The organism is Occallatibacter sp. (assembly GCF_049802275.1).
Lineage (GTDB): Bacteria > Acidobacteriota > Terriglobia > Terriglobales > Acidobacteriaceae > Telmatobacter.
This window is the reverse complement of record NZ_JBARMD010000472.1, coordinates 1-7391: the sequence shown is the minus strand read 5'-3', so window position 1 is coordinate 7391 and position 7391 is coordinate 1. Positions and strand designations below refer to the sequence as shown.

6 protein-coding genes are annotated in these 7391 nt (G+C 58.9%); 2 read left to right on the top strand and 4 right to left on the bottom strand.

Going from position 1 to position 7391, the window contains the following annotated elements; all coding sequences use genetic code 11:
- The coding region (locus tag WA354_RS16395) for a DUF1015 domain-containing protein (RefSeq protein WP_472814097.1) at positions 1-1057 on the bottom strand (1057 nt) is incomplete at its 3' end.
- 154 nt (positions 1058-1211) lie between these two features.
- Here WA354_RS16395 and WA354_RS16390 point away from each other — a divergent pair.
- Both WA354_RS16390 and WA354_RS16385 read left to right on the top strand, forming a co-directional pair.
- Positions 1212-2336: a VWA domain-containing protein gene (locus tag WA354_RS16390; protein WP_472814098.1), complete on the top strand. Its 1125-nt coding sequence runs from the start codon at positions 1212-1214 to the stop codon at positions 2334-2336.
- On the top strand, positions 2320-3393 hold the full coding sequence (locus tag WA354_RS16385; protein WP_472814096.1) for a VWA domain-containing protein: 1074 nt from the start codon (positions 2320-2322) through the stop codon (positions 3391-3393). The genes WA354_RS16390 and WA354_RS16385 overlap by 17 nt, the downstream gene beginning before the upstream one ends.
- A 42-nt stretch (positions 3394-3435) precedes the next feature.
- Here the strand turns inward: WA354_RS16385 and WA354_RS16380 are convergent, their stop codons facing one another.
- The 3 genes from WA354_RS16380 to argJ all read right to left on the bottom strand — a co-directional run.
- Entirely contained in the window at positions 3436-5286 is a 1851-nt protein-coding gene (locus WA354_RS16380; protein WP_472814095.1) for a capsule assembly Wzi family protein, read from the bottom strand.
- Between the two features lie 95 nt (positions 5287-5381).
- A complete protein-coding gene (locus tag WA354_RS16375; RefSeq protein WP_472814094.1) occupies positions 5382-6356 on the bottom strand; it encodes a thiamine pyrophosphate-dependent enzyme in 975 nt (324 codons plus the stop codon).
- A 34-nt stretch (positions 6357-6390) separates the two neighbouring features.
- A partial coding sequence (gene argJ, locus WA354_RS16370) for a bifunctional glutamate N-acetyltransferase/amino-acid acetyltransferase ArgJ (protein ID WP_472814093.1) occupies positions 6391-7391 on the bottom strand: 1001 nt, incomplete at its 5' end.

The window sequence follows — 7391 nt, the reverse complement described above, 5'->3', positions numbered from 1 at the left end:
GATCGAGCTGGCGCTGGTTCTCAGGAAGGCCAGCCATTGCGGCCGCAGCGGCATCGGGCCTCGAGCGGAGAAGGAATGCGCCACCGCGAGTCACGGCGACGAAGGCGATTCCAGTTTGTCGGCGCAGCGTGTCGACGTAGGTTGCTGCCGGCGAGTCAGCCAGCTTTTCGACGGTGAAGAAATGCTCGGCAGCACGGGCGAAGGCCGCAGGATCGAAGGCGGCCAGGCTGTGTACGACGCGGTGCGTGGGCAGGATGACGAGGCCGTCGGAGTCCATGTTGACGAAGGTCATCATGACGGCGGCTTCGGGGTAAGGGGGCTGCGGAAGATCGCTGGCGTTGTGCTCGGTGCGGGCAGGCGCCGCCGGGGCGTGTTCTTTGGAGTAATTCAGCGCCGTTTCATAGCGGTGATGGCCGTCGGCGATGATCAGTTTCTTGTCGGCCATCGTTGATATAAGCAGGCGGATGACCGCGGGATCGCTGACCCTCCAGACGCGGTGCAGAACGCCGTATTCGTCAGTGACTTCTGCATCGGTGGGACCGGTGCCGTCGTAGAGAATCTTTTCAACGCTGCCGGCAGGGTCGGAGTAGAGCATGAATATCTGGCCGAAGTGGGCGCGGGTGGCCTTGAGCAGGTTGAGACGATCGCTTTTCGGTTTGGAGAGGGTCTGCTCATGGCGAAATACGACCTGGTCGGCATACTCATGCAGACGGCCGAGGGCGATGAATCCGCGGCGCTCCTTGATTTCATCCGTACCGGGAACGCGGAAGCGCTGGGAGTAGGCGAAGATACATGGATCCTTCTCCTGGACGAGAATTGATTGCTCCCGCCATGCCTTGAAGTCGCGGGCGGCGCGCGCATAGACACTCTCGCCACGCTCGGCATCAAATAGCTCAGGCAGCCCAAGAATAATGCGGACCAGGTTGTGGGAGCTGCGCTGGTAATAAGCCTCTTGCATGGCCGGTGAAATCTTGTCGTAGGGTTGGGTCACCACGTCTTCCAGCCGAACAGCCGACGGATTGTAGCGCCACGCGCGGAATGGATAGATACTTGCCATGCAGAAGGACTTGCTCCCCGAAGATAAGGCAGGATTTGCGCGGCGGTTGTCAGCTGGTAAAGTGCCGCCGGAACTGTCGCTTAGAGTCGATTGTATCCCAGCGTGGATGACGGATTTAGTTCCGGCGTCGTCAAACCAATCGAGGGGTTGCGTGATGGAACCCAAGGCGTCCGTCGAGCGTGCTAAACTCGCCATCATTCCCATGTGCGAGCGCATGAACCCGTCCTCCATCTGGCTGCAGAGGCCGCACAGAGCATCCCTCAGAGCATGGCTGGTCGCTTGCGCCTGCGTGCTCGGCTTGAGTTTTACATCGGGTATTTCTGCGCAGGACAATCCCCTGGATAAGGTGCATGTGCCGCCACCCGCCACAACGGCTCCAGGAACGGGAGCGCCGGCGGGTGTTGACGCACCGGCAGCCACGGGAGCCGGAAGGGCAAAACCGGGCTCGCTTATCCGAATGAATGTGGACATGGTGCTGGTGCCGATCACAGTGACGGATCCCATGAACCGGCTGGTGACAGGACTGGAACAGGAAGACTTCCAGGTTTACGAAAACAGCGGGGAGCAGAAAATTCGCAGCTTCGCCGCGGAAGACGCGCCGGTGTCCATCGGAATCATTTTTGATCTGTCGGGTTCAATGACGTCGAAGCTGATCAGGGCGCGGGAATCGATATTGCAGTTCATCAAGACGGCCAATCCCGAAGACGAGTTCTTTGTCATCGGATTCAACGACCGGCCGGAGCTGATTGAGGATTTCACAAGTTCGGTCGAAGATATCCAGGCGCGGCTGGCGACGGTGCGCAGCGGACATCGCACCGCGCTGCTCGACGCGATTTATTACGGCGTGGTCAAGATGAAAGAGGCCAAGCACGAGCGCAAGGCGCTGCTGGTGGTGTCGGACGGTGGAGATAACCGGTCGCGATACACCGAGGGCGAAGTTCGCGCCCAGGTTCGCGAATCGGATGTGGAAATCTACTCGATTGGGATCTTCGATCCGTATGCTGCCACCCCGGAGGAACGCACCGGGCCGATCCTGCTGAATGAATTGTGTGAAGAAACAGGTGGTCGGCTTTTCCGGGTGGATGACATCTCGGAAATGGGCGACATTGCAGAGAAGATCTCAACAGAACTACGCAATCAATATGTGATCGGCTATACACCGAAGAATCTCTCCCGTGATGGCAAGTGGCGTAAAGTGAAGGTGAAGCTAAATCCGCCATCGGGTTTGCCTCCACTCACGGTCCATGCTCGAACCGGATACTATGCGCCTTTGCAATAACGCAGTCCTTGCCGCACTCCTCTCGATTTCGACCTTCACGCTGGGCGCACAACAGGCGCCGAAGCCAACAACGCCTTCCGCGCCAAGCCAGGCGCCGTCGCTGACGGTGGATCGCGATCCGGTTCGTTCGCCGGATGTTGAGCAGCCCTCGACCGTGACTGGGGAACCTCTGCGCAAGGAGGGGGAAGGCTACATTCTGCATACCAATGTGGAAGAGGTTGTGCTGAACGCCACGGTACTGCAGGGCACGCAGTTGGTACAGACGCTTAAGAAGGATAACTTCCAGGTTTTTGAAGACGGCGTAAAGCAGGGCATCATCAGCTTTCAGCACACTGATCTTCCGGTGTCGATCGGTTTGGTTGTGGACAACTCGGGATCGATGTCGAAGAAGCGTCCCGCGGTCAACAAGTCAGCTCTGGACCTCGTCGAAGCTTCGAATCCGGAGGATGAGGCGTTTGTCGTGAATTTTTCTGACGAAGCCTACATCGATCAGGACTTTACCTCGAATGTAAACAAGCTGCGTGATGGGCTGAGCCACATCGAGTCCCGCGGTGGCACGGCACTGTATGACGCGGTGGTCGCATCGGCGGACAAGCTGGTGGCGGATGCCAAACGTCCGAAACAGGTGCTGGTTCTGATTACAGATGGCGAGGATAACGCCTCGACGCTGAATCTGGATCAGACGATCCGGCGCGTGCAGGAGCTATCAGGGCCGGTAATCTATACGATCGGCCTTCTGTTTGGCGATGAGATGAGCCATGCCGAGGTGCGCCATGCGCGCCGGGCGCTGGAGCTACTGTCGAACGAGACGGGCGGAATTGCATTTTTCCCGAAGTCAATCGAGCAGGTGGATGAAATCGCGGCGGAAATTGCGCGCGATATTCGAAGCCAGTACACGATCGGCTATCACTCCACGAAGCCGTCGACGGAGCCGGGGTTTCGCCGCATACTTGTCACGGCCGACGCGCCGGGGATGAGCAAGCTGACGGTTCGCACAAAGTCGGGATACTTCCCCACATCACGCGTGGCGAAGAAGCAGTCAGCGCAGAAGAAATAGCTTTGCAGTTGAGTTCAGGCCGGATCACTCATCGAGTCCTGATCAGAAGCTGGCTTTGCGCTCGGGGTACCAGGTGAGCTTGATGGACGTGGTGGTGACAGTCTGCTCTCCGGGGAGATAGATTGGCGCCTTCCAGTGTTCGAGAGTGAAGTTGCCGTTGATCTCAAAGTCTTTTCCAATGCGCTTGACGGCCTGGAAGTTGATGTCATTGATGGTGGTGCCGCCTTCGATGAGATAAGGCGTACCGGGTCGGGTAATCGTGGTTGAGCCGGGGATGAAGTCCTTGGCGGCTTTTTGATTTCTCACGCCGACCTGGAGCCATTCGTTTCCGCTAAGGTGATAGGTAATCCAGCCCTGGCCGCCCTTGTCTTCGCGGCCGACCCAGTCGCCAAAGAGCAGTCCGTTGTTGGTGTAGCCCTGGACCTGGATGACTTCCCAATACATGAAGCGGCCGCTAACGCTGGTCGATACTGGAGGATCGGTGTAAACGGCTTCAGCACGAAGGTCGAGTTTCGGCAAGCCGGGTACATGCGACAAATAGAGGCCGGGACGCCACGACGCGCGGCGTGGCGCATCGATGGGCGAGATGTCGTCGTGCACTTCGCCGTCGGTGTAGAGGGTGAGCCAGTTGCGCAAGAAAGGCAAGCGGTAGGAAAAGTCGAAGGTTCCGAAACGCGCGCCGGGGTCGTCCCGGCTGTTCTTCTCAGCCCCGGAAACGTTGGCGACGCTGAAGAAGCTTCTCAGGAAGCTATGCAGAGTGATGGGGACGTGTCCCTTGCCGCCCCAGATTACGGTGCGCGAAAAACCGAATTCCAGATTCTCCGTTGGGCGGAAGGCGATCTTTTCAACGTGGACCCAAGGGTCAGCAGGGGCGGTGTGTCCCTGCAGCGGGCCAACCAGAAAGTCGTAGGTAAACGGGCCGGTGATATAGGAGAGTCCCGGGATGTGCAGGGGCTCGACGCGATTGATGCGAAACGAATAGATGTTTTCAGCGTTGTTGGAGTAGGCGAAAGAGCCACCGAGGCCAGGTCCAAGCCACGCATCCTGCTTGCCGAAGGAGATTTCGTTATTGAGGACGTTGGCGGAGACGTAGGCCTCAAGGACACGGGCACGTGCGATGGAACCGATGGGTCCCATGGGAATCGTGGGCTGATCAAGGGGCAGGCCGGTAGCGGGGTCGATGAACGGCACATTGTCGACGCCGGAGAGGGTTTGTGCCAGCAGAGTCGAATAGCCAGCGGCCGATGGGGCAAACTGTAACTCGGCGCGCGCATAAGCAGTGAAGCGGCCGGCCGATGCGTAACCACTTGCACCGGTGTAGTTGTTGAATCCGTTCTCGTAGGGACGGCCGTAGTCGTTGATGACCGTTTGTCCGAGATGAAAACTGTCATTGAGCGGAGTGCCGGTGATGGGACGGATGGTGGAGTAGACAGATTCAACCCGGGCTTTCCCCCTCAAGCTTCCACAAGGACCCTGCATGTCGGGATGAAGTTCACGATCGAGCGCTTCGTAAATTTGCTGCGCCTGGTCTAGCGCCGGGTCGTTGGAGTCTTGCGCGTCATCGATGCGTGCGCCGGCCTGTTCGAGGATGTGTTCGAGGCTGGCGCGAGTCCATGGACGCATGCCGAGAAAAACGGTGTCGATGTAGCCAAGGCCATAGAGACGCAGGACGGCAGGATAGACCCAACTGTCGACGGGGATATAGGGCGAATCGAGCGCTGAGGGCTCACAGACAGGGGCGGGGCGGCTGGCGTCGGAGGGCAATTGAGCTGCGCCTTCACCGATTCCCGGTGTTTCGGCTGCAAGTGGGGCTGGATTGAAACTGAATAATCCTGCCAGCAAGATCGCACTTGAGATGACAAAAGCAATGCCTGGGCGCTTACTTACGCTCATTTCCTCACTTTACCATTCGGGTTGCTCCGGGTTCTTCTATGTCCTCTATTACCCGGAGGATAGACAAAAACGGGGATAGTGTAATGCTGTTTGGACTACTGATCCAGGAATCGGGTAGCCAGTTCGAGGTCATGATTGAAGGCGGCGATGATCTCGTGGTTATGCTGTTCTGGTTCGATGCCTTTACGCCTCAGGTAGTTTTCCATGGAGGAAACTGGATCCGCGCCGAAGGGATGATCGGGGGATGAGTCTCCGCCGTTTTGGCTTGCGGAGATCATTGCCCCGGGGTGGGCCAGGCACTGGAGCAGAGTTGCTCCGCGGCCTTGGCGCGCGCGGACGATAGCCTCGTAAGCCACGCGATACACCGCTACAGCGTCACATGCGTCGACCGCGATCGAGGGTACCCCGTGGAAGAGAGCATCAGGGTTTTTGCCTTTGCGATTGGCTGGAGACTCGCCGGGCTGACTCGCGCCGGAAACGTGATGCTCGAAAGCAATGTGATGGACGAATACGATGGGGAACCTTTTGGACGCCGCCACGGCCAGAAGGCTATGCCATGGTTGAAGGGCGTCCTCCGGGGAGGGAAGAACTGCGACAACGATGGCGCCCTCTTTGCCAGATTGCGCTGCGATGGCGCGCTCGCGAACGGATTGGGGCCGGTGGACGTTATCGACCGCGAGAATGTTCTTCTGCTCAAGATCGGATTGCGTTCGTGAAGATTGACCGTTCGTTTCCGCAGAAGGGGAAGCTAATGTTCGAAACACATTCTCAAGCGCCAAGCCTTTGACGAATGCGGGGAGCCAGTCGCCGGCCGCGATGCTGAGCGTGTCGTTAGGTTGGAGATCGATGGTAATGGCGGCCGAAGCGGCCTCGCGACCGGAGGATGCATGGAGGTCGGAGGCTAGCTTGCCTTGCTGGAAGAGCGCAGTGGCGCGCTGCTCGAGCATGCGGCACTTGATCATGGCGGTGTAGATGGCGAGCAACTTCTCATTCGAGACGAGCGAGAAGGTCTCCGGCTCCGGGGCTGGCTTTGCTTTGCGTTCTGGTTTTGAATTGAGGATTTTGGCCATGGGCGAACGATTCTGTGCCGCATTGAGTTAGATGCTAGGTCGTGTAGTCGGCGTTGATGCGAATGTACTCGTGGGTCAGGTCTGTGGTCCAGAATTTGCAACTGCCATCGCCTTGGTTGAGATCGATGGCGATGGAGAATTCAGGCTGCTTTATGTAGGCATGGGCGGCGTTTTCGTCGAAGTCAGGAGCGCGGCCGCCATTGCGGCAAATGGGCAGATCGCCGAATGAGATGTCGATGGCTTCGGGATCGATCTCGGCGCCGGAGTAACCGATGGCGGCCATGAGGCGTCCCCAGTTAGGGTCGCAGCCGGCCCATGCGGTTTTGACCAGCGGGGAATGGGCGATGGCTTTCGCGATGCGAAGCGCGTCGGCGTCAGATGCGGCGCCGTTGATGCGGAGCTCGACAACGTGCGAAACGCCCTCGCCGTCGGCGACGATCTGGCGCGCGAGCGAGGTGCAGACGTGGGTCAGGGCAGTAGCGAACTGGGGATTGTTGACCCCGATTGCGGCGCCACTGGCTCCAGAGGCTAGCAGAAGCACGGTGTCGTTGGTGGAGGTGTCACCATCGACGGAAATGCGGTTGAAGCTGACGTCAATGGCAGAGCGCAGATACGTGTCGAGCGCAGCCGGATCGACGAGGGCGTCGGTGAGGATGTAGACGAGCATGGTGGCATGCGGCACGAGTTGCGGATGAATCATGCCGGAGCCCTTGCAGACAGCGGCGATACGCACTTCCTGACGGATTTCTCCGGCGCCATCGATTTCTGGCGTCAGAATCTCAACGCGTGAGAAGGCTGTCTTCTCGACAGTGTCGGTGGTGATGATGGCTTCGGCGACTTGCTGGAAGTGATCGGACTCGGAGCCGATAGACTTTGCGAGCGCGGGAAGCGCGGCGATGAGTTTTTCTGCCGGTAGGGGAACGCCGATGACTCCGGTGGAGGAAGGGAAGACTTCTTCGGGTTTGCAGCCGAAGGCTTCGGCCGCGGCGTTGCAGGTGGCGCGGGCTGCGTCAATACCGGCGTGGCCCACTGCGC